The sequence below is a fragment of the Streptomyces aureus genome, assembly GCF_000725495.1.
Classification (GTDB): domain Bacteria; phylum Actinomycetota; class Actinomycetes; order Streptomycetales; family Streptomycetaceae; genus Streptomyces; species Streptomyces aureus_B.
Genome location: NZ_JNZD01000013.1, coordinates 302,726 through 329,150 on the forward strand (window position 1 = coordinate 302,726; position 26,425 = coordinate 329,150).

Sequence of the window (26,425 nt, forward strand, 5' to 3'; positions counted from 1 at the left end):
ACCGCAGCGGTCCACGGAGGACACGGAGGTCACCGTCATGCTGTCCCGGACCGGACCGGCGAGGCCGTCGGCACCACGAACGTACTCCCGGTGGGCCTCGCTGGCCGTGCTCTGCGCGGGGACCCTGATGACGATCCTGGACGGGAACATCGTCACCGTGGCCATGCCCGCCGTCCAGCGCGACCTCGGCTTCTCCGCCGCCGGTCTCGCCTGGGTCGTCAACGCCTATCTGATCCCGTTCGGGGGGCTGTTGCTGCTCGCGGGCAGGCTCGGCGACCTGCTGGGCCGCCGGCGGATGTTCACGGCCGGGCTCGCCGTGTTCACCGCCGCGTCCGTGCTGTGCGGGGTCGCCGACGGACCGGGCGCGCTGGTCGCGGCCCGCGCCCTGCAGGGCGTCGGCGGGGCGATGACCTCGGCCGTGGTCCTCGGGATGCTGGTGGCCCTGTTCCCCGAACCCCGTGAACAGGGGCGCGCCATCGCGGTGTTCAGCGCGGTGGGCGCCGCGGGCGGGGCCCTCGGCACCTTCCTGGGGGGCGCGCTGACACAGACGCTCGGCTGGCACTCGATCTTCCTGATCAATCTGCCGATCGGCGTCCTGGCCCTGGTCGCGGCGCTGCGGATCCTCGCCCCGGACCGGGGTGCCGGACTCGGCGCGGGTGCGGACTACCCCGGCTCGGTGCTCGTCACCGGCGCCCTGATGCTGACGGTGTACGCGATCGTCGGGGCCGGGGAGCGCGCCCTCGGCGGCACGCTCGCCCTCGGGGCGCTCGCACTGGCCCTGTTCGCCGGTTTCACGCTGCGCCAGACCCGCACCGCCCGCCCGCTGCTGCGGCTCCGGCTCTTCCGTTCACGGGCCCTGACGAGCGCGAACGGCGTGCAGATCCTGATGATCGCCGGGATGTACGGCTTCCAGTACATCGGCGCGCTCTACCTGCAACGCGTCCTCGGCTTCAGCGAGTTGCGCACCGGAACGGCGTTCCTGCCGGCGCCGGTCACCATCGGCGTGCTGATGCTGACCCTGTCGGCGCGCACGGTCGCCCGCTTCGGCCCGTACCGCGTGCTGCTCGCGGGACTGGCCCTCGTCACGGCGGGCCTGGCCCTGCTCGGCCGCGTCCCGGCCGAGGGGACGTACCTCACCGACGTGCTGCCCGCGCTCCTGCTGCTCTCCATCGGTTTCGCGGCGGCGATGCCCGCGGTCACGGGCCTGGCCATGTCGGGGGCGCGGGCGGAGGACGCCGGTCTGGCCTCGGGACTGTTCAACACCACGCAGGTGGTGGGCGGTTCGCTCGGGCTCGCGGTGCTGACGACTCTGGCGGCGAGCCGCACGGAGCGGCTGACCGGGGTGGGCGCGGATGCCGTCGCGGCGACGGCGGACGGATACCGGCTGGCGTTCACGGTGGCCACGGCCGTCGTGGCCACGGCCCTGGTCCTGGCCGCCGCGCTGCTGCGGCCGGGGCGCGAACTCCCGCTGCCAGTGCGGGAGTCCGCACCGGGGGACACGTCCGAAGCCGTGATGGAGGCGGGGGCCGGGGCGGGGGCCGGGGCGGGGGCCGGGCAAGAGCGTGAAGCTGAGCCCAGCGGCAGCCCCGCTGACCGCTGACCGCTGACCGCCGACCGCTGACCGCTGACCGCTGACCGCTGACCGCAGGGACATCCCACACCTCTCCGGTCGGAACAGACACCGGATCGTCGAAGCGTCAACTCCCTTTACCGCAACGGGTGTACGTCGCCTTCGAACTCTGGTAGGAAACTTTCCTAACAGTACGCGGCAACACCGCTCCCCCATCGGAGGTACCGTGCACACCCCCCACATACGCACCACACGTCGCACCCTGCTCACCCTGATCGGCGCCTCACTGGTGGCAGGGCCCCTGATCGCCTCCCAGACCGCCACCGCCTCGGCGGTCGGTCTGGACGACCCGGCGAAGAAGGAGATCGCCATGAAGCTCGTCTCCAGCGCGGAGAACTCCTCGCTGGACTGGAAGGCGCAGTACAAGTACATCGAGGACATCGGCGACGGGCGCGGCTACACCGCCGGGATCATCGGTTTCTGTTCCGGCACCGGTGACATGCTCGACCTCGTCGAGCTCTACAACCGGCGCAAGCCCGGCAACGTCCTGGCCAAGTACCTGCCGGCGCTGCGCCGGGTGAACGGCGGCGACTCGCACGAGGGCCTGGACCCGGGCTTCCCGGCCGACTGGCGCCGGGCCGCCCAGGACACCGCGTTCCAGCAGGCCCAGAACGATGAGCGGGACCGCGTCTACTTCAACCCCGCCGTCCAGCAGGGCAAGTCGGACGGCATCGGCACCCTCGGGCAGTTCACGTACTACGACGCCATCGTGATGCACGGCAACGGTGACGACAGCACCAGCTTCGGCAGCATCAGGAAGCGGGCCCTGGCCAAGGCCAAGCCGCCGGCCCAGGGCGGCGACGAGGTGACGTACCTGAACGCGTTCCTCGACGCCCGGGTGTGGGCCATGAAGCAGGAGGAGGCCCACTCCGACACCAGCAGGGTCGACACCGCGCAGCGGGTCTTCGTCCGCAAGCGGAACCTGAACCTGGACACCCCGCTGGACTGGAAGGTCTACGGCGACAGCTACCACATCGGCTGACACGCGCGGCACGGGGCGGGGCGCGGCGGGTTCCTCCCGCCGCGCCCCGTGTGCGTCGCTCCCCCGTGTGCGTCGCTCCCCCGTGTGCGTCGCTCCCCCGTGTGTGTCGCGCCCCGCGTACGTCGCACCCCGTGCGGGTCGCGCACCTTGCGGGTGGCTCCCCGGTCCGGCCGGTGTCAGCGGGTGGGAGCCGCCGTGAGGTCCTCTCCCGCCTCCATGGGGTGGGTCACCTCTCCCGTGTCCTCGCGTCCTCCGCCCAGGTGGTTGAAGAGGAGGTTGAGGACGACGGCCGTGACACAGCCGGTCGAGATGCCGGAGTCGAGGACGATCCGGGCCGTCTGCGGGAACGCGTGGTAGAAGTCCGGCGCGGTGATCGGGATGATGCCGACCGCGAGGGAGACGGCGACGATCAGGACGTTGTTGTCCTTGTCCAGGCCGGCCCTGACGAGCGTCTGGATGCCGCTGGCGGCGACCGATCCGAACAGGACGACTCCGGCCCCGCCGAGCACCGGGCGCGGTACGACGGCGATCAGCGAGGCGGCCGCCGGGCACAGGCCCATCAGCACCAGGAATCCGCCACCGGTGGCGACGACGTACCGGCTGCGGATGCGGGTCATCGCGACGAGCCCGATGTTCTGGGCGAAGGCACTGCACATGAAGCCGTTGAACAGCGGGCTGAGCGCGGAGCCGAGGGTGTCGGCGCGCAGTCCGGCCGCGATGGTGCGCTCGTCGGCGGGACGCTCCACGATCTCGCCCAGCGCCAGCATGTCCGCGGTGGACTCGGTCATCGAGACGACCATGACGACGCAGAGCGAGAGGATCGCGGCGAGCCGGAACTGCGGTGCTCCGAAGTGGAACGGCGACGGGAAGCCGACCAGGTCCGCGGCGGCCACCGGGGAGAAGTCGGTCAGGCCGAAGGGGATCGCCACGAGCGTGCCGACGACGAGGCCGAGCAGCACCGCGATCTGTTTGACGAAGCCCCGGGTGAAGCGGCGCAGCAGCAGGACCACGACGAGGGTGGCCGCCGCGAGTCCCAGGCTGGTGCCCGAGCCGTAGTCGGCGGCCGAGGGGTCCGGGCCCTGTGCCCAGCCGAAGGCGACGGGGAGCAGGGACACGCCGATGAGCGTGATCACGCTGCCGGTGACCACGGGCGGGAAGAAGCGGACGGCCTTGCCGAAGTAGGGGGCGGCGAGGAAGCCGAGGATTCCGGCGACGAAGACCGCTCCGAAGATGACCGGGAGGGCGTCCCGCTTGTCGTGGACGGAGGCGACGACCGCGGTCATGGGGGCGACACCGGCGAAGGTGACGCCGTTGACGAAGGGCAGCCGGGCGCCGATCTTCCAGACGCCGAGGGTCTGCAGGAAGGTGGCGAGACCCGCGGTGAACAGGCAGGCGCCGGTGAGGAAGGTGAGTTCGGCGGCGGACAGACCGATCGCGGCGCCGACGATGAGGGGCGGGGCGACGACTCCGGCGTACATGGCGGCCACGTGCTGAAGGCCGGCGGCGGCCATCTCCAGGGCGGGCAGGCGCTCGTCCACCGGGTGGACGGACGGTTCCGCGGGCCGGGACGGGCCGGCCTCGGCGGCGGCCGGCGCCGGCCCGGGAACCCGGGGTGATCCGGGGACTTGGGGTGATCCGGCGGCCCCCGCGGGTCCGGGGACCCGGGTTGATCCGGCGGTCTGCGCCGGTCCGTCGGCCTCGGACGGACCGGGGACCTGGAGTGCTCCCGGTATCTGAGGTGATCCGGGGGTTCGTGCATCGGTGCTGGGCTCGGGCTGGGCGGCCACGGCGGCTCCTCCGGTCGGGTACACGTCGCCGTCGACGTGGGTGTCAGGGAGGTGATGCGCGGTCGTGCGGGACCGGGACGAAGCCGTCGCGCGGACGAGGTCCGCGCGGCGGGGACCGGGCCGGGGCGCGCACGTCCATGCGCGCCCCGGCGGCGGCCGCCGCGGACCCCGCTCGGGTCCACGGCCACCGGCCGAGGGCCGTCCCCCTCGGCCGGAGTTCTGCGGCGCCCGGGCCCGCCCGGAGATCCGGGGCGGGGCGGGCTGTCGTGCGGCGGCGGTCGCGCCCCTCCGGCGAACGGGGCGCGGCCTGGCCGGGGCGGTGCGGCGGTCAGTCCTGTCCGGCGATCCCGGCCAGGCGGCGGGCCTCGTCCCGGGTGGAACGGGCGATCGCGTCCTCGTCCACGTGCAGCAGGTGGCCGTCCTCGACGACCGGGCGGCCGTTGACGAGCGAGAGGGTGACCGGGGCGGCGGCGCCGAAGACCAGCGCCGTCACCGGGTCGGCGATCGAGGCGTGGGCCAGGGTGTCCAGCCGCCACAGCACGAGGTCGGCGAGCTTGCCGGCTTCGAGCGAGCCGATCTGGCTCGCCCGGCCGAGGACCTGGGCGCCTCCGTACGTGCCCAGGCGCAGCGCCTGACGGGCGTTCAGGGCCGCCTCGCGGTGGGCGCCGAGCCGGTTGATGAGCAGGGCGTTGCGCAGTTCGGTGTGGAGCTCACCGGACTCGTTGGAGGCGGTGCCGTCGACGCCGAGGCCGACCGGGACGCCGGCCGCGAGCATGTCCGGGACCCGGGCGATGCCCGCGGCGAGCCGGGCGTTGGAGGACGGGCAGTGCGCCACCCCGGTCCGGGTGCGGGCGAAGGCGGCGATGTCGGAGTCGTTCATGTGGACGCAGTGGGCCATCCACACGTCCTCGCCGAGCCAGCCGGTCGACTCGAAGTAGTCGGTCGGGCCCATGCCGAACAGTTCCTTGCAGAACTGCTCCTCCTCGACGGTCTCCGAACCGTGCGTGTGCAGCCGTACCCCCTTGCGGCGGGCCAGCTCGGCGCCCTGCCGCATGAGTTCGGTGGAGACGGAGAAGGGCGAGCAGGGCGCGACGGCGATCTGGGTCATGCTGGCGAAGGAGGCGTCGTGGTGCTCGTCGACGGTCGCCTCGGTGGCGGCCAGTGCCCCGTCGAGGGTCTCGACGGCGAAGTCCGGCGGCAGTCCGCCGTCCTTCTTGCTGCGGTCCATGGATCCGCGGGCGAGGGTGAAGCGGACTCCGGTCTCGTGCGCGGCCCGGATGATCGCGCCGGACAGGTCGCCCGCGCCCTCGGGGTAGACGTAGTGGTGGTCCATGGCGGTGGTGACGCCGCCGCGGGCCAGCATGGCGAGGGAGCCCTGGGCGGCCGCGTAGGCCATCCGCTCGTCGATGCGCGCCCAGGTCGGGTACAGGGCGACGAGCCAGTTGAAGAGATTGTGGTCCGTGGCGAGGCCGCGGGTGATCCACTGGTAGAAGTGGTGATGGGTGTTCACCAGGCCGGGCGTGGCCAGGTGTCCGGCGGCGTCGACGCGGCGGACCACGTTCTCCAGGTTCTCCGGGGCTTTTCCGGGACCCACGGACTCGATCAGATGATCGGCGACGACGATGTGGCCCGAGGCGTACTCGGTGTCGTCCCCGTCCACGGTCGCGATGGCGCAGTTCTCGATGACGATGCGCTGGACTGCCACTGCGGTTCCTCGTTCTTCCGTCGGCGGACGGACCCGGGGGCGAGCGGGGTGACGACCGGGTCCGTGGTGCTGTGGTGCGCAGATGCCCCCGCTCTCCCCTGGAACATGACGCCGGCGCCCGCGTCGGGGTACAGCGGCAGTACCGCGGGGGCGGTCCCGAGGGACCGCCGGGTGCGGTTCTACAGGTTGGTGAGGTCGACAGGGATACGCGGCTCGCAGCCGTCGCGCAGGACGGTGGCCTCGATGAGCCCGTACGGCCGATCGGCGGCGAAGTAGACCTCGTTGTCGTTCTCGAGGCCGAACGGTGTCAGGTCGACCAGGAAGTGGTGCTTGTTCGGGAGCGAGAAGCGGACCTCGTCGATCTCGTCGCGGTGGTCGATGATCCGCGCGCCCATCTGGTAGAGCGTCTGCTGGAGCGAGAGGGAGTAGGTGTCCGCGAAGGCCTGGAGCATGTGCTTCCTGACCTGTTCGTAGGACGTGTCCCAGGCGGGCATCGGCTGGTCGTCGCCGGTCCAGTTGAAGCGCCAGCGGCTGGAGACCTGGGTCGCGAGGATGCGGTCGTGGGCCTCGGGGAGCGTCGTGTACCGGTCCTTGACGTAGCCCCAGAACTCGGAGTCCGTCGAGTTCATCACGACGAGGTCCTTCAGGCCCGAGACGACCTCCCACGCCTCGCCGTCGTAGGTGATCTGGGTGACCCGGGTCTCCTGGCCCTTGCGGACGAAGGAGTGCCGCGGCTCGTCCTCGCCGGGGGCGCGGGCCCCGGCGTCCGGGACCTCGATGCGTTCCCAGGCGTACTCCTCGATGCGGATGCGGGCCCGCTCGATCGGCTCCTGGCTGGTCACGAAGTGCCGGGCGAGGTGGACGCCGAACTGCTCGGCGGACTCGATGCCGTGTTCCTTGGCGAAGGCGTACACCGTGTTCTTGGTGGTGTCGGTCGGCAGGACGTTGGCGTTGGAGCCGGAGAGGTGGACCTCCTCCATGTCGCCGCTCAGCGCGACGGACACGTTCAGGTCCTTGATGTGGTGGGTGGCGCCGTCGCGGGTGATCCTGACGACGCGGTTCTCGGCCTTGCCGTACTGGTTCTGGCCCAGGAGCACCGGGCGGCCCTTGCGGGAGGGGTCGGTCATGTCTGCTAGCTCCCTCGGTAAACGGAGTAGCCGAACGGGTTGAGCAGCAGCGGTACGTGGTAGTGCTCGCCCGGCCTGACGGCGAAGGTGACGGTCACCTCGGGGAAGAACGTCTCGCTGTCCCGATTCGCGGGGGCGTCCTGCTGCGCATCGGCTCGCTGTGGCGTTGTCGCCGGGTCCTGCTCGAAGTACCGCTCGACCTCGAAGTCGAGCCGTACGTGGGTCGTGCCCTCCGGCAGCGCCGGAAGGTCCTTGCACCGGCCGTCCGCGTCGGTCGCGGATCCGCCGAGTGCCTGCCAGTCGCCGTCGCGTCCCGCGCGGGCGGCGAGCCGGACGGCGACGCCTCGGGCGGGGCTGCCCACGCTGGTGTCCAGGATGTGGGTGGACACGGAGGCCGTGGTGTCGGTGCTCATGCCTCTTCTTCCTGTACGGGGCGGCCGGCGGTCACGTCCTGCGCGGTGACCGTCAGCCTCCTTCGGTGCCGGGCGGCTCGTCCCGTACGAGGGTGGCGAGCCGGATGCGGTTGATCTTCCCCAGTTCGACGCGGACGATCGCGCGCTCCCGCTCGGCGGTGTGGCCGAGCCGCTCCCTGACCGCGTCGCGCATCTGCTCGCCGGTCCGGCCGGTGGCGCAGATGAGGAAGACATGGCCGAACCGCTCCTGGTAGGCCAGGTTCAGTTCGAGCATCTCCTCCTTGAGCTCCGCGGAGGCGCCGGCCATCCCGCGCTGTTCGCGGGAGGAGGTCGGGTCCCCGGGCTTCGGCCGTCCGATGGGCGGGTGCCCCGCCATCGCCTCCGTCAGGTCGGCGGTGGTGAGGTCCGCCATGGCGGCGTCGCTCTCGGCGTACAGGTCGTCGGCGCCGGCGTAGGGGCGGGCGGCGAGCAGCCGCTCGCCCCAGGCACGGGAGGCGCACACGTCGTGGAGGACGGCACGGGCCGCGCCCTCCTCCAGGGCGTTGAAGCGGGCGAGGCCGCCGGATGCCGTGCTCGACGTCATGGGGAGCCTCCGTGGCCTTGTGCTGGACGGGCTGCGCACAGCTAACGCCCCCGGCGGCAACCGCGTCAACACTTTGTTGAAAACTTCGGGTTACGAGAGGTGACGGAAACGGCTGCGCGGTCATTCCGGATGGGGGGGGACGGGTGACGACGCGGACGACGGACGGTGGGCGGCGGGCGGCGGGCGACGGGCGGCGGGCGGCGGGCGGCGCCGGACGGAACCCCGTATCCCCAGGCTCACCCGCGCGGCACGGGAGTCGCCTTCGCGATGCGGGCGGTGCTGGACCGAGACCATCATGTCCCCGCCGCACGACAGCAGCACCCCGGGCACCGGCCGCCAGGTCGGGCACCCCCACGGCCGAGAGGTCGGGCGTACCGGCGTCCACCCGTCACCGACCCAAGTCGGCTGGTCACGCGCCCGACGGACGAACCCGTCCACCTGAGCCCTCTCGAAGATCACGCACCCGCGACGCTGCCCTATGCTCGCCTCTTTGCGGGGCGGTGGCCGCCCCGCCGGTCTTCGGAGGGGTGCGGACATGCAGGGGTTGTCCCGGTGGTTCAGGCTGAGATGGTCGGCGTTGCCCGGAGTGCTGCGCACACGCCGGGCCGCTCTCGGCGCGGGACTGATGGGCCTGACCGTCGTGGGAGTCGCGGGATTCTGCCTGTGGCCGTCCGACGACGGAGGCGAGTTGCCCACGGCGCGGGTGTACCGGGACGTGGACGCCTGCCTGCTCACCGACAGCCACGGAGTCACGCCGGGCGTCGCGGCGGCACCGGTGTGGGCCGGCATGCAGGACGCCTCCCGGGCGACCAAGGTGCGGGTCAGCTTCCTGTCGGCGACGGGGCCGGAGACCCGGGCGAACGTCGAGCCGTTCGTCAACTCCCTGGTGCAGGAACACTGTTCGGTGGTGGTGGCCGTCGGCGCGACACAGGTGCAGGCGGTGCGGGCGGTGGCACCGCACCAGAAGGACGTGCGCTTCGTCGTCGTGGGGGGCGGGTCGGGAGCGGCCAACGTCTCGGTGGTGAAGGAGGGCAGCCGACCGGAGGTACGGGACCGTGTCCGCGGGCTTCTGACCTCTCTGTCCGGGGAGTCCTGACAGACCCTCAGCAGTGGCTTTTTCACAGGTTTCTGACTGACTGTCCGGAAAGTGACGAGCATCCGCCTGCTCGCAACATAAGGAACAGGTAAGAAGATCCAATGACTATGGTCAGAGCATGATCGCCTGAGGAACTATCGACTCGCTTCATGATCGATAAGTTTTCTCAAAGGATTTTCATGTTTCCCGCCCTACGTCGCCGCTCAACTCAGCCGCCGCCCCGGTCCTCGCGCCGCAGGGCGGCGCGCGTGCTCGTGCTGGTGGTCTGTTTCCTCCTGTCGTTCGTGCCCACCGCCGAGGAGGCGGTGGCGCAAGGGATGACACTGCCGGCGCTGAGCATGCCGAAGCTGTCGGTGTCGGGGCTCTGGGACTGGGTACGGTCCCCGCATCTGAAACTGCCCCGGCAGCAGGGCGGTTCGGCGAGCGGGCTCAAGCACACCGCCTCGGCCGCCCGCACCCGGGCGAAGGGCGGGCGCGGGCACAAGGCGGGCAGGGGCAAGGGCGAACTGCCCGAGTACACCCGGCACGGACATGGCAAGAAGCGGGTGACCACCGGCGCGGCCGACGGCCGTGACGGGTTCAAGGCGTCGACGAGCAAGCGTGTCGCGGCCAAGTCGTCCGCGACGACGGACGTGTTCCGCAACGCGAACGGCACGACGACCAAGCGCGTGTACTTCTCCCGCCACAACTACCGTGCGGCCGACGGCTCCTGGAAGCCGATCGACACCACGCCGGTGAAGTCCGGCGGGCGTTGGCGGGAGAAGGCCAACGACGTGGCGGTGAACCTCGCCGACGGCGCGGGGGACGATCGGCTGGCGTCGGTGGAGTCCAGGTCCGGGCACCAGGTGGCGTACGCGCTGGACGGCGCGAAGGACGTTCCGGGCGTCACCGGCGCGGACGGCACCGTGACCTACGCCGGTGTGCTGCCGGACACGGACCTGAAGCTCGTACCGCTGGCGGACGGTGTCAAGGAGAAGATCGTCCTGTCCTCGGCGAAGGCGCCGACGTCGTGGGCCTTCAAGCTCGACGCCAAGGGTCTGAAGCCGCGGCTCGCCGACGAGGGGTCGGTCGAGTTCACCGACGCCTCTGGTGCCGTGGTGGAGCGGATTCCGCACGCGTTCATGCAGGACTCGCACCTGAACCGCAGGTCCGGGGAGCCGGCCAGGTCGCAGGCGGTGGGGTACGCACTCTCCCGGTCCGGCGACGACTGGATCCTGACCATGACGGCCGACCGGTCGTGGCTGGGCTCCGAGAAGCGGGTCTGGCCGGTCACGGTGGACCCGACGCTGGCCGTGAGCGACAGCACGTACGCCGAGAGCGGCCTCGCGGGCGACCACTCCACCGAGGACGTGCTGAAGGTCGGGTCGTACGACTCCGGCACGCACAGCGCGAACTCGTTCCTGCACCTGACGGGCCTGACCGGCATGATCAGCGGTCAGAGCGTGTCGGCGGCGAGCCTGCACCTCTTCGACATCTGGGCCGCGACCTGTACCGCCGAGCCGTTCTCCGTCGCGCCGATCAGCGCCTCGTGGTCGGGATCCTCGGTCACCGCCTTCCCGGGCCCGGCGTGGGACAGCACCGCGCTCGGATCGCTGACCGCCAACCCGGGCGCGGCGTGCTCGAACTCCGGCGGTTCACGGTCCACCGGTACGTGGATGAACGTGCCGCTGAGCACCGCCTGGTTCAACGGCGTCGCCGGCGGAACGGTGAGCAACCACGGCCTCGCGCTGTACTCGACGAACAGCGACGCCCTGCACTGGAAGCAGTTCGACTCGGTCAACGCCCCCACCAGCTACCGGCCCTACCTGGACCTGACGCTGAACGGGAACGTGGCCCCGCAGATCGACGCCTCGTACCCGCCGGACAACTACAACACCCAGACGCTGAAGCCGGAACTGGTCGCGTACGGCTACGACTCGGACAACTACCCGGGTTCTGCGCTGAAGTACCAGTTCCAGCTCCTGGACGCCTCCACCGGCTCGGTGATCTCCGACTCGGGTCTGATCAGCGGCGGTGACTGGACCGTCCCCGCGGGGAAGATGACCTGGGGCGGCACCTATCTGTGGCAGGTGCGCACCTACGACAGCCTGCTCTACTCGCCGTGGACGCAGAGCGAGCTCACGGCCACGGTGCCGCAGCCCGTGGTGACCTCGGGCCTGTCGCAGAACACCGACGGCCACGACTTCGACCCGGCCGTCGGCAACTACACCACCTCCGACACCGACGCCGACGTGCAGACGGTGGGCCCGTCGCTGTCGGTCGAGCGGGACTACAACTCCCTGGACCCGCGGGTGGACGGCGCGTTCGGCGCGGGCTGGTCGACGGTCGCGGACATGGAGGCCACCGAGGTCAAGGACTCCTCGGGCGCGGTGGCGAGCGTGAACATCACCTACCCCGACGGCTCCCAGGTCGGCTTCGGCAAGAACGCGGACGGCTCCTTCACCCCGCCGCCGGGACGCTGGGCGTCGCTGTCCGCGACCACCGCACCGGCCGGCTACAAGCTGGTGGACAAGGACGACACCGCCTATCTCTTCCAGCAGGCCGTCACCGGCAGGACCGGCACGTACGCGATCACCTCGATCACGGACTACGCGGGCCGCGCGGAGACCTTCGCCTACACCTCGGGTCAGCTCACCACGATCACCTCGCAGGTCTCGGGCCGGAAGCTGAACCTCACCTGGCTCACGCCCTCGGGCGCGACCGCCCCGCACGTGTCGACGGTGGCGACCGACGCCGCCAAGACCGGGGACTCGAGCACGATCGCGACCTGGAACTACAGCTACACCGGTGACAGCCTGACGAAGGTCTGCCCGCCGGAGGACCCCACCCACTGCACCAACTACGGCTACGCGAACGGCAACCACTACCGCACCACGGTGCTGGACGCGGACCCGTTCGCCTACTGGCGCATGGGTGAGACGTCCGGCACGACGGCCGCCGACGGCGTGGACACCAACGAGGGCAACCTCAACGGCGGTTACCACAACGTCACCCTGGGCTCGGCCGGACCGCTGGCGAGCAGCCACGCCGCGTCGTTCAACGGCACCAGCTCGTACGTGTCGATACCGTCCACGCCGGGCGCGACGCGCACGTACGCGTCCGTGTCGCTCTGGTTCAAGACGTCGCAGGCCGGCGGGGTGCTGTTCTACTACGGTGACAAGCCGCTGACCGACTCCGACCCGGTCGCCAACACGAAGTACAACACCCCCGCGCTCTACATCGGGACCAACGGCAAGCTGCACGGCTGCTTCGCGATGGCCGCGGGCTGCAACACCCCGCTCCAGTCGGCGGGCACGGTCAACAACAACGCCTGGCACCAGGTGGTGCTCACCTCCGCGGGCAACACCCAGTCGATGTACCTCGACGGCGCGCTGACCGGCACCATGGCCGGCAGCCTGTGGTCGTGGAACCAGCCGTACGTCACCTTCGGCGCGGGCGTGGACACCCACGGCTGGCCCGACATGCCCACCGACACGCTCGGGCACTACAACGGTCTGATGGCCGAGGCGGCGATCTTCAACCAGCCGCTGAACGCGTCGACGATCGCCGGCCAGTACGCGGCCGCCAAGGCGTCCTCGAAGGTGCTGCAGACCATCACGCTGCCCTCGGGCAAGACCCAGAACACCGTGCAGTACAACGCGGTCGACGACACCATCTCCCAGGAGACGGACAACAACGGCGGCGTCTGGAAGCTGGTCCCGCCCACGGTCACCGGCTCCTCGCAGGTCTACCGCTCGGCGGTGATGGGCGGCAGACCCTCCGGCTACTGGCGGCTGAACGACACCTCCGGTGCCGCCGCGGCCAACGAGGTCAACACCGGCCACGCCACCTACAACAACGTCACCCTCGGCGACACCGGCCCGTTCGGATCCGCCGACGTGAAGGCGGCGTCGTTCGCGAACGCCTCCAGCTCCTACGCGAGCCCCGGCACCCAGGAGGTCGACACCTCCAAGAGCTTCAGCGTCTCGGCCTGGGTGAACCTCGGCTCGACCGCCCGCAACTACACGGCCGTCAGCCAGGACGGCACGTACCACGCCGGGTTCTACCTCGGGTACGAGCACAGTCAGAACAAGTGGGCCCTTCGGGTGCCGACGGCCGACTCCTCCAGCGGCAACCTGACCACGCAGGCCGTCTACTCGACCGCCATCGCGGCGACCGGCCAGTGGACCCACCTCGCGGCCGGTTACGACGCCACGAGCGGGCAGCTCTCGCTCTACGTCAACGGGGCGCTCCAGGGCACGGTCGCGCGGCCGAACGTCTGGTCCGCCACCGGCGCCCTGCAGATCGGACGCGGCCTGTACGCAGGGTCCGAGACCGACTACTGGAACGGATCGCTCGCCGAGGTCGCGGTCTACCGCTCGGCCCTGAGCGCCGCTCAGGTGTCGCAGCAGTGGACGGCGTACAAGTCCTCCTCCGGCGTCGCGCCGGTGCGGACGGTGCAGATCCAGGTGCCGACCCCCGACGGGTCGACGAAGTACATCAGCTACGGCTACGACGTCGACAACGGTGACCGGGTCCTCTCCCAGACCGACGCCCTGGGCAACCGCACCACGTACGGCTACGACACCTCCGGTTTCGTCTACACCACGACCGACCCGGACGGGAACACGACCACGACCGGGCACGACGTGCGCGGCAACGTGGTGTCGAAGTCGACGTGCCAGAACCAGGCGCAGAACCTGTGCGAGACGGACTACTACACCTACTATCCCGACGACACGACCGCGAACCCGGCGCCGGACCCGCGCAACGACCTGCTGCTGACCGAGCGGGACGGGCGTTCCTCGGGCCCGACGGACAACACGTATCTGACGACCTACGGCTACGACGCGTACGGCAACCAGACGACGGTGACCACCCCGCCGGTGCCGGGTTTCCCCGGCGGCCGTACCACCACCACGACGTACACCACGTCGACCACGCCCGCGGCGGACAGCGGGAACGCTCCGGCGTACCTGGAGGCGTCGACGGTCACGCCGGGCGGCGCGACCACCACGTACACCTACAACCACAACGGTGACCTGGCGAAGCAGACCGACGCCAACGGCGCGTCGGTGGCGTACGGCTACGACAACATCGGCCGCCGGACGAGCAGCACCGAGAAGTCGGACAGCTATCCGTCGGGTCTGACCACGTCGTACGCCTACGACAAGGACGACCAGGTCGTCTCCGACACCGCTCCGCCGGTCACCGACCGGGTCACCGGCGCCACGCACACCGCGCAGACGACCACGGTCTACGACGCCGACGGCAACGCCACCTCCGAGACGGTCAAGGACCTGACCGGCGGTGACGGTCCGCGGCGCACGGAGTGGACGTACGACTCGGGCAACCGGAAGAACGGCGAGTCCCAGGTGTCGGCGTTCAACGCCGACGGCACGGACAAGACGCTCCAGACGACGTCGTACACCTACGACGTCTACGGAAACGTGATCACCGAGGTCGACGCGTCGGGGAACGAGACGGACTACACCTTCGACGCCGACAACCGTCAGATCACCGCCACGCAGCCCGGCTACACCGGCGACCCGGACCACCCCTCGGCGGCCCGGACGCTGACGCTGGACTCGCGGGCCTACGACCCGGCCGGACGACTGGCCTCGGTCACGGACTCGATGGGCTTCACCACGTCCTACACCTACACGGACAACGGGCTGCCGTCGACGATCACCCGCACGGACGCGGTGACGGACCCGAACAACCCGAAGTCGTTCGTGCAGCAGGCCAACACCTATGACGCGGCCGGCAACCTGACCAAGGAGATATCCAACGACGGAACGACCACAACCACCTACGCGGTGGACGCGGCGTCCCGCACCACGAAGACCACCCTGGACCCCTCGGGGGTGAACCGCAGCGACACGGTGTCGTACGACCCGGACGACCACGTGGTCACCTCCACGCACACCGGTGCCTCCGGCAACCCGGAGACCACCTCGTACGCGTACGACGCGCTCGGCAACACCACGTCGGCCACCGTGCACGACGGCACCACCGCACCGGTCGGACGCTGGAAGCTCAACGAGACCTCGGGCACCAACGCGGCCGACTCCTCCGGTGCGAACAACGCCGCGACCCTCACCAGCGGGGTGACGCGGTCCACCGACCACGGCGGCAGCGCCGTGTTCAACGGCACCTCCACGTCGTACGCCGAGACCACGAGTCCCGTCGTCGACACCGCCACCGGATACACCGTGTCGGCGTGGGTCAAGCTCGGCTCCACGGCGGCCAACTCCACCTTCGTCTCCCAGAACGGAAACTCCACCAGCGCCTTCCAGCTGTACTACTCCTCCGGGGCCAACAACTGGGCCTTCGGCGGCCACTCCGGCGACACCACGGACGCCACCTGGACCGCCGCCTACGGCGGCACCCCCGTCGTGGGCCAGTGGACCCACCTGACCGGTGTCTACGACCCGGCGGCCGGCCAGTTCAGCCTCTACGTCAACGGCACCCTGGCCGCCACCAAGGCGTTCACCACTCCTTGGAACGGCAACGGCACCTTCGACATCGGCCGCAAGATGTCCTCGGGCACCTGGGGCGAGTACGCCAACGGCTCCGTCGCGGACGTCCAGGCCTACTCCGACGCCCTGTCCGCCGGACAGGTCTCCAGCCTGTACGGCGGAACGCTCCCCGCGGCGAACTCGACGGTGCACACCACCCGGGCGCACCTGGACGACCGGGGGCTCCCGACCTGGGCGGCGGACGCGAACGGAAACGTCACGTCCTACTCCTACGACGAGGCCGGGAACGCGGCGGTCACCACGGCGCCGACGGCGAACGCGGAGACCGTCGACCCCTCGACGGGCACCTCCAGCGTCGCCGCCTCGCACCCCGTGGCGTACACCGGTTACAACACCTTCGGCGAGGTCGCGGAGACCAAGGACCCGAACGGCAACGTCGTCACGACCGGCTACGACCCGCTGGGCCAGGAGGTCTCCCAGACCCTCCCGTCGTACACACCGCCGGGCTCCTCGACGGCGATCACCCCGGTGACCTCCACGCAGTACAACGCCGCCGGTCAGATCACCTCCGAGACCGACGCGCTGGGCAAGGTCACCTCGTACACGTACGACCAGCTCGGCGACCAGGTCAACGAGACCCTGCCGGGCGGACGCACCTCGCACTCCACGTACGACACCAACGGCGACCTGCTGTCGGTGACCGACCCGACCGGCGCGGTGACCCAGGCGACCTACGACTACCTGGGCCGCCAGCTCACCTCGACCGACGTCGAGCGCCGGCCCTCGCAGGCCGCGTACACCACCGTCAACCACTACGACGCGCCCGGCGGTCTGCTGTCCTCGTCGGTGTCGCCGAACGGCGTCACCACCGCGTTCACCTACAACGCGGCCGGTGAGCAGACCAAGGTCGTGGACGGCGCGAACAACACCACCCAGTACGCCTACGACCTCGACGGCAGGGTCTCCAAGGTCACCAACCCGGACAACACCTACGCGACGACCGCCTACGACGCCTTCGGCAACACGGTGGGCACCGCGGAGTACGACTCCACCGCGATGCTGCGCCGCACCACCTCCGCGCAGTACGACCCGGAGGGGAACCTGACCTCCAGCACGGACGGCAACGGTCACACCACCACCTTCGCGTTCGACGCGACGGGCATGGTGACCAAGGAGGTGCAACCGGTCGCGGCCGGGAAGTCGATCACCACGTCGTTCGGGTACGACGCGGTCGGCAACCTCACCCGGTTCACCGACGGCAACGGCTACGACGCCTCGGGCAACCCCGTGGCCGGACACGACTGGCTGACCACGTACAACAAGTGGGGTCTGCCGGAGTCGCAGATCGAACCGTCCACGCCGACCTATCCGGCGGTCGCGGACCGCACCTACACCACCGTCTACGACGGCGCGGGACGGGTGTCGAAGCAGCTGTCCCCCGGCGGCGTGTCCGTCGTCGACTCCTACGACCAGACCACCGGTGACCTGACCAGGCAGACCGGCAGCGGCGCCGAGGCGACGACCGCGGACCACACCTACTCCTACGACTCCGACGGACGCGTCACCTCCGCCGCCGCTCCGGGCACGGACGACACGTTCACCTACGACGACCGCGGCGACCTGCTGACCACGGCCGGACCGTCGGGCACCTCGTCCTTCGCCTACGGCGGCGACGGGCAGATGACCTCGCGCACCGACGCGGCGGGCACGTCCACCTACGGCTACGACACGGCCGGCCGTCTGAAGACGGTCAACGACGCGGCCACCGGGTCCACCGCCACCATCGGCTACAACACGATGTCGCTGCCGTCGAGCATCTCGTACGGCACCGGCAAGGCCGGGCGCAGCTTCGGGTACGACTGGGCGCACCGGCTCACCAGTGACACGCTCACCAAACCGGCGGGCGGCACCGAGGCGTCGATCGCCTACGACTACGACCTGAACGACAACGAGACCTCCAAGACGACCACCGGGTTCACGGGGGCGGCCACCAACACCTACACCTACGACTGGGCCGACCGGCTCGCCTCCTGGAACAACGGCACCACCACGGCCACCTACGGCTACGACAACGCCGGCAACCGCACCCGCGTCGGCGCGGACACCTACACCTACAACGCCCGCAACGAGCTGACCTCGGACGGGAAGAGCAGCTACAGCTACACGGCCCGCGGCACCCTGAGCTCGACCACCAGCGGGGGCCAGACCGCCACCACCGCCGCCGACGCCTTCAACCGGGTCATCACCTCCGGCACGAAGACGTACGGCTACGACGGCCTGGACCGCATGGTCACCGCCGGCCTCGGAGGGTCCAACCAGACCTTCTCCTACACCGGCATGGGCAACGACCTGGCCTCCGACGGCGGCACGACCTACGGCCGTGATCCCGGCGGCGCGCTGGTCGGCATCAACGCCTCCGGCACCAAGGTGCTGGCGATGACCGACGCCCACGACGACGTGGTCGGCCAGTTCACCGACTCCGGCACCGCACTGACCGGTTCGACCACCTACGACCCGTTCGGCAAGTCCCTGTCCACGCTGGGCATGGTCGGGTCCCTGGGCTACCAGTCGGAGTGGACCGACCCGGACACCAACCAGGTCGACATGGCCGCCCGTTGGTACAACCCCGACACCGGCCAGTTCGCCTCACGCGACACCGTCGGCCTCAGCCCCGTCCCCGACTCGGTCAACGCCGACCGCTTCGCCTACGGCAGCGACAACCCGCTGACCATGACCGACCCCAGCGGTCACTGGTCGATCATGGGTGCCATCAAGTCCGTGGGGCACAAGCTCAAGAAGAAGGCCTCCTCGGCCTGGCACCACTCCAGCGTGCGCCGCGCGATCAGCTCCGGCATCAAGCACGTCAAGAACGTCGTCCACCAGATCAAGAAGCACGGCATCCGCGGCGCGGCCAAGCACTACGCCCGCAAGGCCGCCCACTACGTCCGCGACCACTATCCCGCCGTCTACCACTACGTCAAGCACAAGTACCAACGCGCCCGGCAGATCGTGCACCATGCGATCAAGAGAGCGAAGAGCTACTACCACCGCAGCGTCAAGGCGGTCACGCACGCGGCCAAGGCGGTCAGCAAGAAGCTGAAGCAGGCCAAGAGGGCCGCGGACAAGTTCATCAAGAAGCACAAGACCGCGATCGTCGCGACGCTCGTCACCCTGGCGGTGGTCGGTGCGGCCGTCTGTGTCGTCGCCACCGCCGGTGCCTGCATCGGAGCCATCGGCGGAGCCATGCTGGAAGGCGCCGCGATGGGCGGCGTCGAAGGCGCGGTCGCCGGCGGCATCACGGCCGCGATAGCCGAGGGCGGATCAGCCCTCGTCGGAGCGGGAGTCGCCGCCACGGCGGGCGGCGGAGCGGTAGCGGTCGAAGCCTCGGCGGGCGAGGAGGCGGCAGCGGGTTCCTCCGCCGCCAAGTCGGTCAGCTCGGCGGCACCGAAGGCCCGCGAGGGCGAGGGGGCCTCCGCAGGAGCGAACGAGTCGCGGCCCATGAGGCCCACGGCGCGCGGCGCCGGATCCAGGAAGAACCCGGCTCGTGTGGAGACCCATGCGGCTACGGGCGATTGGACGGTCGAAGGCCGCCTCGCACAGGCCGATCAAATGGTTCAGGATTTCGCGCTGAAGGGCGCGCGCGGCGGAGCCGGCATGGGGCGCACATACGTCGGTACGGTCAGCACGCATGACGGTACTATCGTGCTCTCTTCGTCTGGATCTCTGCCGTTGGAGCCGCCGGGCGCACAGGGTCCGATCCGTGGTATGTGCGCCGAGGGCAACGGGGCGTGTTCTCTGCCCGGACGTGTCGAAGACATGCGTTTCACCAAGGCGTACGAGGTGTTCCGCGGCGACGACGGCGGGCTGGCCGTACGCATGAAGCCCGTTTGCAAGGGTTGTCAGCGCGACTACCCTGACAGGGGCATTTTCCCCCATGATGCGGTGGGCCAGCCGGGTGGCGATTGGAACGACAAGTAGGCATGGAGAATCAGATGATCCTCGTCGACAACGAGATCGGCCTAGTTCGATGGGCAGATCTGAGCTGCGGTTGCGGTGCGAACGCCGCCCACCTTCCGGCTGATCTCCGTCGGTTCTTCGAGGCGCGCACTCGCGACGAGGCCATGAATACAGGTGTCGCTGAACACGTGCTCATTCAGTCCTTTCCACAGGAGCCGGCAGTCGCTGTGACGGGCGTTCTCATGGCCGGCCTGGCAAGTGATCTCCCACTGGCGGCACGAGTGGAGGCTCTTGATCTGCTCCTCAGGCTCGTTTTCAACGACGATGACGACGCTTCTGAAGCATGCCAAGACATCGCCAGGAACGGCGCCTGGGTGCTTTATTCGGACCTTGTCGCGAATCGCTCCCCGGCTCTCACGGCATACGCGTTCCAGATCCTTCAGGTGATCGACCCCGGCGAGCGGCTCGAAGCCCTGAAGTCGTCGGGACAGATCTCCCTTCCATCGGATCTCGTGGGCTGAAAATTCAACGCAGGCAAATGGGCTTGACGCCGGGGCATACAGCCCCGGCGTCAAGCCGTTTCCATACATCGCTCACATTCGACATGCCTGCGATCTCCCAAAGGAAAGGAACGATGACGACCGACTTTCCTCGGGAGCTCGAGGACAAGCTCTCCCTCGCCGGATTCTCATTCCTGGAAGTCGTCGAGCCTCGTGACGATCTCGTTCCGTGTCTCGTCGCTCGGTATGTGACGTACTTGCAGCTCGATGACGGGCGCTGGGACGTCGCCGTCAAGCATGAAGGGCCGGACCTTGGGGGCAGGTTCAATGCGGAGTGGGAGCGGGCCGCGCGGGAGCGTGGGCTGTTCTCGACTGCGCGGGACGGCCGGCGGGAGTTTTTGCTCGGGTTGGACATCCGCGCCGATGTGGCGAACCAGGAGGGAGAGGACGAGGCGCCTCCCGTCTATCGATGGGTGCGCGTCCAGGTCCTTGATGCGTGGGACATCGCCGGCGTCGGCTGTGCGACGGGTGTCTTCGGGGCGGGTGCCAACAATCCGACCTTCGGCGCCGCGTCGTTGAGTGGTGACGTGGTGATGGCCGCCTCCTACTGGCAGGCCGGCATCGGGTTCACCGGCGCCTCGCACCCGGAACGCATCGCGACCCTGCGGGAGCATGCACAGCGCATCGCGTCCTACGACCACGTCGAACTGGCGCAGCGGCAGTGGGCCGAGCGCTGGCTCGCCTGGAGCCAAGGTCGATGAGGCGAAAAACTGCGCGGCCCTGTCGAGAATCCTCGGCAGGGCCGCGCAGTTTCGGTCCCGGGGTCGACAAACGGCCCGCTGCTCGTCGACCCCGGAAGCGGACCGATCACGCCCGTCCCAAGGAGGCTTCGAGGGCTACGCCTTGGGGTCGGCATCGCGGCCTCGGGCGCGCTTTTCCTCCTGGGCGTTGATGTAGTTGTAGACGGTGAACCGGCTGACGCCCAGCGCGCTCGCCACCGTTTCCACCCCGTGCCGCACCGAGAACGCCCCGCGGGCCTCCAGGATGCGCACGATCTCCTGCTTGGCCTTGCGGTCCAGTTCCGCGAGCGGCACGCCCCGTTTGCGCTCCAGGGCGGCGAGGATGTGGTCGAGCGAGTCGGCGAGCTGGGGCAGGCGCACGGCCACGACGTCCGCACCCTCCCAGGACAGCACGACGTCGTCCACGCCGGCCTCCCCGGGCGGGAGCATCTCGCCGCCCATGGCGTCGACGAGCGGCTTGACCGCCGCGACGAACGGGTCGTCCGCGATGCCGGTCACTTATCGCCCTCCCCCGTCTCGCCCAGCACGTTCACCTGGAGCGAGACACGGGTGGCGCCCGCCTCCAGGACCTTGCGCAGGAGCACGTCGACGGCGGTGAGCACGGCGTCCGCGCCGCCCTCCGCCGTGTTGCCGAACGGGCCGACGTCCACCGCGTCCAGCTCGGCCGTCTCGATGACCTCGCGGGCGACCAGGGCATGCCGCGGCGCCTCGTCGAGGTCGAAGGGCTCGGTCGTGAACTCCACTCTCAATCGCACGCGCTCAACCTACTGCGCACCGTGGACGGCGCGGCAAGCCCCCTGCGGCCCGAGGTGGGCACGGTCACCCCTTTCCGCCGGGACCCCCTTGACAAGCCGCTCACCCCGGCGGCAATCTTCCATTGGGCAGAAAACAACTTCCACAATGCGGAATAGTAGAGAGTAGTCCTCCATCGCCGAGCCGGCCGACAACACGGCCGCCACCACGGAAGGGAGCGCCGACCTCATGGGCTTCGCGGACCAGCGCTTCAGCGTCAACCTGTCGATCCTCTTCACGGAACTCCCGCTCCTGGAGCGTCCGGCGGCCGCCGCCGCGGCGGGCTTCACGGCGGTCGAGCTGTGGTGGCCCTGGCCCGACGCGCCCACCCCGGAGGCGTCCGAACTCGACGCCCTGAGGACGGCGATCGAGACCGCCGGCGTCCGGCTGACCGGGCTGAACTTCTACGCCGGACAGCTGCCCGGACCCGACCGGGGCGCCCTGTCCCTGCCCGGGGAGGAGTCCGCCCGGTTCCGGGCCAACATCGACGTGGCCGCCGACTTCGCCGCCTCGCTCGGCTGCACGGCGCTCAACGCCCTGTACGGCAACCGTGTCGCCGGCGTGGACCCGGACGAGCAGGACGCGCTCGCGCTGGAGAACCTGGTCCTCGCGGCGCGGGCCGCGGACCGGATCGGCGCGGTCCTGCTCGTCGAGACCCTGAACGAGCGGGAGTCCCCTGACTATCCGCTGGTCAGCGCCCCCGCCGGTGTCGCCGTCGTCGACAAGGTCAACGCGGCGACCGGTCTCGGCAACGCCCGGTTCCTCATGGACCTCTACCACCTGGCCATGAACGGCGAGGACCTGCCGCGGGTGATCGCCGACCACGCCGACCGGACCGGTCACGTGCAGATCGCCGACTGCCCGGGCCGGGCCGCGCCGGGCACCGGAACGCTCCCCCTGGAGGAGCTGCTCGACCGGCTGGCCGCAGCCGGCTACGCGGGCTGGATCGGCCTGGAGTACAAGCCGGGCGACGGGCCGAGCGCCGACGCCTTCGGCTGGCTGCCCGCGACCGCCCGCGCCGCCCGCTGAGCAGCAGCGGGAGCGACAGCGACAGCGGCAGCAACAGGAGCGGCAGCACCCCGATGACGCACCACGCATCCCAGAGAGGCACCCTCGTGAGCGACAACCTCCCCAAGGTGGCATGGATCGGCCTCGGCATCATGGGCTCGCCCATGTCGGAGAACCTGATCAAGGCCGGGTACGACGTCACCGGCTACACGCTGGAACAGGACAAGCTGGAACGCCTGACCGCCGCCGGCGGCACCGCCGCGGCCTCGATCGCCGAGGCCGTGCGGGACGCCGACGTGGTGATCACGATGGTGCCCGCCTCCCCGCAGGTCGAGGCCGTCGCGTACGGCCCCGACGGCGTCCTGGAGAACGTGCGGCCCGGCACCCTGCTGATCGACATGTCCTCGATCACCCCGCAGACCTCGGTGGACCTCGCCCGGGCCGGCGCCGAGAAGGGCGTACGGGTGCTCGACGCCCCGGTGTCGGGGGGCGAGGCCGGAGCCGTCGAGGCCGTTCTGTCGATCATGGTCGGCGGTGACCAGGAGGCCTTCGACGAGGCGGAGCCGCTCTTCGAGGCACTCGGCAGGACCATCGTGCTGTGCGGTCCGCACGGCTCGGGCCAGACCGTGAAGGCGGCGAACCAGCTGATCGTCGCCGTGAACATCCAGGCGTGCGCGGAGGCGGTCGTCTTCCTGGAGCGGTCCGGCGTGGACCTCAAGGCCGCGCTCGACGTCCTCGGCGGCGGCCTCGCGGGCTCCACCGTGCTCGCGCGCAAGAAGGACAACTTCCTGAACCGCGACTTCAAGCCGGGGTTCCGCGTCGACCTGCACCACAAGGACATGGGCATCGTGACGGACGCCGCCCGGAACGTGGGCGCCGCGCTGCCGGTCGGCGCGGTGGTCGCCCAGCTCGTCGCCGGTCTGCGCGCGCAGGGCGACGGCGGCCTCGACCACTCCGCGCTGCTGCGCGGGGTCGAACGCCTCTCCGGCACCCGGGTCTGAGGCAGGGCCGGGCTCCGCCCGGCCGTCCGAGACGTCCGGGTCGCGGTGGCGCCGACAAGTCCTGTCGCGCCCAGGTGCCGCCGCGGCCCGGATCCACTTCCCCGAACCACTTCGGGAGAGATGAGCTCCCGCACCATGTCGTCGAACGGCCCGAATGAGGGGTGGCCGTCGCGCGCCACGGTGCGGGCGGGGTGAGGACCGCGGTGGCGAGCGAGCCAGTGCGGTGGTCAAGGATCCGGTGCGCCTTCCCGACCTGAGGGAAGGGCGCTCCGGTCCGTCGCCGCCACCGCGGTCCCCACGCCACGCGGGGCAGGTCGCGTACGGCCTGGCTCCGACCCTCCCCGCACAGGGCAGCTCGCGTACGACCTCGGCCGGGGCCCGCCCCACACAGGGCTCCAGCCCCCGACCTCACCCCCCAAGACCCCGTCCGGCGGCGCGAACGTACCGTCGCGCCCGGCCTCGCGCCGTCGGACGGCAGCCCTGCCTGCGTCCGGAAAGGACCGGCGCCGGACACCTGCTCCGGGTGCGGATTCCGGCGGCGCCCAGCAGCCTTGGACCATGGAGGCTGACGGCATGGAATTCCCCAGGATCGTGGTGCACACACCGGGGCTGGACGGGTCGCGCCGGGTCACCGAGGGCGACCGGGTGCTCGGCATCGCGTACCACCTCGACGACGTGGTCGAGATCCTGCGCCAGGCGGACGTCGACCTCGACGCGATCGAGGTCGAGGAGAGCGACATCATCGAGTGGCAGGGCGGCGGCCCGGACGACTGGCCCGGCCTCTCCGAACACCCGGACCGCTGAACGGACCCGAGCCGGGAACGAGCGACTGAACGGACCCGAGCCGGGAACGAACCGCCGAACGGACCCGTGCCGGAAACGGGCAGCTGAACCGACCCGCGCCGAAACGGGCGGCAAACGGACTCCGTCCCTACACAAGCGGGCGTAGAACGCGTACGGAACCCTCAAATCAACCTCTGAACACGGGCCCGGGGGCTTCACCTCCCGCCGGATGAGGCACATTCTCCTCACACGGGGCCCGCCGGCACGGGGGCGGCGGGTCCCGAACGGGGGTACGGGGGTAGCACCATGAGCGGGAGCGCGGCGGTCGGGCCTGGGCCTCAGACCGTCGCGCTGCTGCGTGGCGGGCCGCGGGCGGCCGTGAAGGTCGCCGTGCTCGCCCTGCATCTGCGGGGCAGCGTGGCCGCCGGCCCGACGGGCTCGATGCGGACCTCGGCCCCGTCCCCTGGCACCTCCTCCACGTCGGGAATCGCGCTGGAGAGGGCCGTCTACTCCTCGCTCCATCTCCCGTCCACGATGCCGGAGTTGATGGTGCGGCCGCGCGTACGGCGCGCACTGGCGGAGCTGCGGAGCGAGGCCGTGGCGGCCGGGCTGCTGCGCCGGCTGCCGCCGCGCCGGACCCGCGCCGCGCGGCGCCTCCTGCGGGACCTGCGCGCCTCGGCTCCCGCGCCCGCCGGACCGGAGGGGCTGTCCCCGGCGGAGATCCTGCTCGCGGTCGCGCTGTACGGCGACACCTCCCTGAAGGTGCTGGTGCCGCACTTCACCCGGAACGCGGGACTGGCGGGCCACGTACGACGGGAGCCCGGACCGGCCTGGGACCGCGGCGGAGGCGGCAGCGACTTCAGCGGATGCGCGGGCGGCTGGGGGGCCTGAGCCGGCGGGCGGCGACCGCCCGCGGGTTCTCCAGGAACGGCAGGACGTGCCGGAGGAAGAGACCCGGGCGTTCGTTGTAGGGCTCGTGGGCCGTGGGCAGCCGGACGCTCAGCGTCCCCGCGGGGAGCTGCCGCCGGGCCCGTCGGCCGTCGAGGAACGCGGGCACGACGGGGTCGCGGCTGCCCCACAGGAGCAGGATCGGCAGGTCGAGGGCGGCGGGGTCCGCGAGACCGAAGTCCGGGTCGGCGAGCCCGCGCCAGAGCGCGCAGTGCACCGCGAGCCTCGTCTCGTCGTGCGGCAGGGCGCGCACCCGGGCGTACGTCTCCCGCGCGCTCGGTGTGCCGAGGCGCCCGAGGTAGGCGCGGGCCAGCGGCACGACGAGCCGGCGGGCCCTGGCCGGGCGGCCCATCACCTCCCGGCAGAACCAGCGGGTGAGCGCGGTCTGCCGGGTGAAGCCGGCCGGGTCGACCAGGACGAGCGAGGTGACCGAGGCGGCACGGGGGCCCTCCGCGAGCCGGCAGGCGACATAGCCGCCGACGCTGTTGCCGAGGACGGCGACCTCCCGTACGCCGTGCTCCTCGGCGAGCGCGTCGAGGACCCGCTCGGCCACCTCCACCAGCCCTTCGGGACTGACCCTCCCGGGTTCCGGGGCGGTCGAGCCGCCGTATCCGGGCCAGTCGACCACGAAGGTGCGGTACCGGTCGGCGAGCGCGGGCAGCACGGCGTCGAAGTCACGGCCGTCCCCGGGGTTGGCGTGCAGGAGCAGCAGGGCGGGCGCGCCGGACGGGCCCGGGGCTCCTTCCCGCCGGGCGCCGGCGAAGGGGGACAGACAGCGTACGGCGATGTCGCCGAGGTGGGTGGGGACGGTCATCCGCATGGGGCGAGCATGCCGGACGGGCCCGCTCCTGG

General features: G+C 70.7%; 18 protein-coding genes. 10 read left to right on the forward strand and 8 right to left on the reverse strand.

Annotated features, from left to right (window positions below; all coding sequences use genetic code 11):
- Positions 1-37: 37 nt before the first annotated feature.
- On the forward strand, positions 38-1,600 hold the full coding sequence (locus tag IO36_RS19835; protein WP_078943335.1) for an MFS transporter: 1,563 nt from the start codon (positions 38-40) through the stop codon (positions 1,598-1,600).
- Positions 1,601-1,796: 196 nt separating this feature from the next.
- Positions 1,797-2,612, forward strand: a complete 816-nt coding sequence (locus IO36_RS19840; protein WP_051900686.1) for a chitosanase — start codon at positions 1,797-1,799, stop codon at positions 2,610-2,612.
- Positions 2,613-2,788: 176 nt separating this feature from the next.
- Here IO36_RS19840 and IO36_RS19845 read toward each other — a convergent pair whose 3' ends face one another.
- The 5 genes from IO36_RS19845 to uraD form a co-directional block, all read right to left on the reverse strand.
- On the reverse strand, positions 2,789-4,123 hold the full coding sequence (locus tag IO36_RS19845) for a nucleobase:cation symporter-2 family protein (protein ID WP_051900742.1): 1,335 nt from the start codon (positions 4,121-4,123) through the stop codon (positions 2,789-2,791).
- Positions 4,124-4,727: 604 nt separating this feature from the next.
- Positions 4,728-6,104, reverse strand: coding sequence for an 8-oxoguanine deaminase (locus tag IO36_RS19850; RefSeq protein WP_037621638.1), 1,377 nt, complete (start codon positions 6,102-6,104; stop codon positions 4,728-4,730).
- A gap of 179 nt (positions 6,105-6,283) precedes the next feature.
- Positions 6,284-7,231, reverse strand: a complete 948-nt coding sequence (gene pucL / locus IO36_RS19855; RefSeq protein ID WP_037621640.1) for a factor-independent urate hydroxylase — start codon at positions 7,229-7,231, stop codon at positions 6,284-6,286.
- 5 nt (positions 7,232-7,236) lie between these two features.
- Positions 7,237-7,644, reverse strand: a complete 408-nt coding sequence (uraH, locus tag IO36_RS19860; RefSeq protein WP_037621642.1) for a hydroxyisourate hydrolase — start codon at positions 7,642-7,644, stop codon at positions 7,237-7,239.
- A gap of 52 nt (positions 7,645-7,696) precedes the next feature.
- The gene (gene uraD / locus IO36_RS19865) at positions 7,697-8,227 is read right to left on the reverse strand and encodes a 2-oxo-4-hydroxy-4-carboxy-5-ureidoimidazoline decarboxylase (RefSeq protein WP_037621644.1); all 531 of its coding nucleotides are present in this window, start codon (positions 8,225-8,227) and stop codon (positions 7,697-7,699) included.
- Positions 8,228-8,762: 535 nt separating this feature from the next.
- On the opposite strand from uraD, the gene IO36_RS19870 reads away from it, so the two are divergent.
- From IO36_RS19870 to IO36_RS43175, 4 genes are all read left to right on the forward strand, one after another.
- Positions 8,763-9,323 (forward strand): type 1 periplasmic-binding domain-containing protein, encoded by a 561-nt coding sequence (locus IO36_RS19870; protein ID WP_158997408.1) that lies wholly within the window; start codon positions 8,763-8,765, stop codon positions 9,321-9,323.
- Between the two features lie 248 nt (positions 9,324-9,571).
- The gene (locus IO36_RS19875) at positions 9,572-19,762 is read left to right on the forward strand and encodes a LamG-like jellyroll fold domain-containing protein (protein ID WP_051900690.1); all 10,191 of its coding nucleotides are present in this window, start codon (positions 9,572-9,574) and stop codon (positions 19,760-19,762) included.
- 14 nt (positions 19,763-19,776) lie between these two features.
- Positions 19,777-20,262 carry a hypothetical protein gene (locus tag IO36_RS19880; protein ID WP_158997410.1) on the forward strand — a complete coding sequence of 162 codons (486 nt, stop codon included), beginning with the start codon at positions 19,777-19,779 and terminating at the stop codon, positions 20,260-20,262.
- Positions 20,263-20,375: 113 nt separating this feature from the next.
- Positions 20,376-21,002, forward strand: coding sequence for a hypothetical protein (locus tag IO36_RS43175; RefSeq protein ID WP_051900693.1), 627 nt, complete (start codon positions 20,376-20,378; stop codon positions 21,000-21,002).
- A 135-nt stretch (positions 21,003-21,137) separates the two neighbouring features.
- On the opposite strand, the gene IO36_RS19890 is transcribed toward IO36_RS43175, so the two are convergent.
- Together IO36_RS19890 and IO36_RS19895 are read right to left on the reverse strand one after the other, a co-directional pair.
- Entirely contained in the window at positions 21,138-21,539 is a 402-nt protein-coding gene (locus tag IO36_RS19890; RefSeq protein ID WP_037621648.1) for a helix-turn-helix domain-containing protein, read from the reverse strand.
- Positions 21,536-21,796, reverse strand: coding sequence for a YkoF family thiamine-binding protein (locus IO36_RS19895; RefSeq protein ID WP_078943307.1), 261 nt, complete (start codon positions 21,794-21,796; stop codon positions 21,536-21,538). Before IO36_RS19895 ends, IO36_RS19890 begins: the two co-directional genes overlap by 4 nt.
- Before the next feature lie 226 nt (positions 21,797-22,022).
- On the opposite strand from IO36_RS19895, the gene IO36_RS19900 reads away from it, so the two are divergent.
- From IO36_RS19900 to IO36_RS19915, 4 genes are all read left to right on the forward strand, one after another.
- Entirely contained in the window at positions 22,023-22,862 is an 840-nt protein-coding gene (locus IO36_RS19900) for a TIM barrel protein (RefSeq protein WP_037621652.1), read from the forward strand.
- 53 nt (positions 22,863-22,915) lie between these two features.
- The gene (locus tag IO36_RS19905) at positions 22,916-23,842 is read left to right on the forward strand and encodes a 2-hydroxy-3-oxopropionate reductase (protein WP_051900694.1); all 927 of its coding nucleotides are present in this window, start codon (positions 22,916-22,918) and stop codon (positions 23,840-23,842) included.
- Positions 23,843-24,415: 573 nt separating this feature from the next.
- Entirely contained in the window at positions 24,416-24,646 is a 231-nt protein-coding gene (locus tag IO36_RS19910) for a hypothetical protein (protein WP_245173354.1), read from the forward strand.
- 285 nt (positions 24,647-24,931) lie between these two features.
- Positions 24,932-25,516 carry a TIGR04222 domain-containing membrane protein gene (locus IO36_RS19915; RefSeq protein WP_037621656.1) on the forward strand — a complete coding sequence of 195 codons (585 nt, stop codon included), beginning with the start codon at positions 24,932-24,934 and terminating at the stop codon, positions 25,514-25,516.
- Here IO36_RS19915 and IO36_RS19920 read toward each other — a convergent pair.
- On the reverse strand, positions 25,485-26,393 hold the full coding sequence (locus IO36_RS19920) for an alpha/beta fold hydrolase (protein ID WP_037621658.1): 909 nt from the start codon (positions 26,391-26,393) through the stop codon (positions 25,485-25,487). The two genes, IO36_RS19915 and IO36_RS19920, sit on opposite strands and share 32 nt — an antisense overlap.
- Between the last annotated feature and the right edge of the window lie 32 nt (positions 26,394-26,425).

Bases quoted from the DNA above. Each gene is read 5' to 3' on its own strand.
- IO36_RS19835 (WP_078943335.1), top strand. From the start codon at position 38: ATGCTGTCCCGGACCGGACCGGCGAGGCCGTCGGCACCACGAACGTAC.
- IO36_RS19845 (WP_051900742.1), bottom strand. From the start codon at position 4,123: ATGGCCGCCGCCGGCCTTCAGCACGTGGCCGCCATGTACGCCGGAGTC.
- pucL (WP_037621640.1), bottom strand. From the start codon at position 7,231: ATGACCGACCCCTCCCGCAAGGGCCGCCCGGTGCTCCTGGGCCAGAAC.
- uraH (WP_037621642.1), bottom strand. From the start codon at position 7,644: ATGAGCACCGACACCACGGCCTCCGTGTCCACCCACATCCTGGACACC.
- uraD (WP_037621644.1), bottom strand. From the start codon at position 8,227: ATGACGTCGAGCACGGCATCCGGCGGCCTCGCCCGCTTCAACGCCCTG.
- IO36_RS19870 (WP_158997408.1), top strand. From the start codon at position 8,763: ATGCAGGGGTTGTCCCGGTGGTTCAGGCTGAGATGGTCGGCGTTGCCC.
- IO36_RS19880 (WP_158997410.1), top strand. From the start codon at position 19,777: ATGATCCTCGTCGACAACGAGATCGGCCTAGTTCGATGGGCAGATCTG.
- IO36_RS43175 (WP_051900693.1), top strand. From the start codon at position 20,376: ATGACGACCGACTTTCCTCGGGAGCTCGAGGACAAGCTCTCCCTCGCC.
- IO36_RS19900 (WP_037621652.1), top strand. From the start codon at position 22,023: ATGGGCTTCGCGGACCAGCGCTTCAGCGTCAACCTGTCGATCCTCTTC.
- IO36_RS19905 (WP_051900694.1), top strand. From the start codon at position 22,916: ATGACGCACCACGCATCCCAGAGAGGCACCCTCGTGAGCGACAACCTC.
- IO36_RS19910 (WP_245173354.1), top strand. From the start codon at position 24,416: ATGGAATTCCCCAGGATCGTGGTGCACACACCGGGGCTGGACGGGTCG.
- IO36_RS19915 (WP_037621656.1), top strand. From the start codon at position 24,932: ATGAGCGGGAGCGCGGCGGTCGGGCCTGGGCCTCAGACCGTCGCGCTG.
- IO36_RS19920 (WP_037621658.1), bottom strand. From the start codon at position 26,393: ATGCGGATGACCGTCCCCACCCACCTCGGCGACATCGCCGTACGCTGT.